The following is a 978-nucleotide window of genomic DNA, read 5'->3' on the forward strand; positions in this document are numbered from 1 at the left end:
CACTGTTTTTACCGGAAGTGTCTTTTATCAACGGTAAAAGTATTGAGCAACAACAGTTGCAATCAATTCAACGTTTGCGTGAGTTAGCAATTAAGAGTCAAAACGCCTCACAGAAACAAATAGTATCATTACTGTTAGAACTAAATATCCGTTTACCTAACACACAGGGCGGCATACTGCGAGGGTTGGAAGGTGTACTTGAAGATGGGGAGATTAATTTGTCTGATACCTTCCGCGCCACTCTTTCGGTCGCTAAAGTGCAACTTGAAAATATGATAAGCGCTATTCGTGAATACGATAAATATTTAGAGCAGAGTATCCAATCATTACCTGATTGTAAGAAGCTATTAAAGCTTGAGGGTGTAGGTCCAGTTAATGCAGTAAACCTTTATATTGCACTAGGTGCAAATCAATCTCAGCCATTTAAGAGTGGAAAGAATGCGGCTGCTTGTATTGGTTTAACGCCCATTCAGCATTCCTCTGGTGGTAAAGAGGTCATGGGAACCATAGGTAAATATTGTAAAAACGGATTCCTTCGAAGCCAGCTGATAACTGGCGCAATGTCAGTGGTGATTAAAGTGATAAAGTACGGCGCACAAACAAAAAAAGAACTTTGGTTGCAGAGCTTAATGCAACGGCGAGGTAATAGGTGTGCAGCTGTAGCCCTGGCTAACAAAACAGTCAGAACTGCTTATAGTATGCTGCAAAATAATACAGAATATCACGCTGCATAACTCACAGCGCAAAATGAGTTAACCAACTAAAATGCTTGAACAAAGATAAAAATCTACAAACGAAGTCAGCCGCAAGCTTGGAGCATGAAAGCTCGCCAGCGAGACTTGGCCGTTTGTTCGCGTAAACATCAGTGAGCCAGAGATAGCTTCTCTACTAGAGCTCGAACATAAGCACGTATTTTTCTTTTTGTGATATTAAGTTTTGGTTGTTGACATGGGGGAGTCCACATAAGCTTGCGAGCGA

The 978-nt window shown here is 41.3% G+C and carries 1 protein-coding gene; it reads left to right on the plus strand.

Annotation, left to right across the window (positions count from 1 at the left end; genetic code table 11):
* Positions 1–734 (plus strand): IS110 family transposase (locus V7R55_RS19485; RefSeq protein WP_334061027.1); only part of this gene is annotated, 734 nt, incomplete at its 5' end.
* Positions 735–978 lie beyond the last annotated feature (244 nt).

Origin of the sequence: Alteromonas sp. S005 (genome assembly GCF_036864475.1) — a bacterium.
In the GTDB taxonomy this organism is placed as follows: Bacteria; Pseudomonadota; Gammaproteobacteria; order Enterobacterales; family Alteromonadaceae; genus Alteromonas.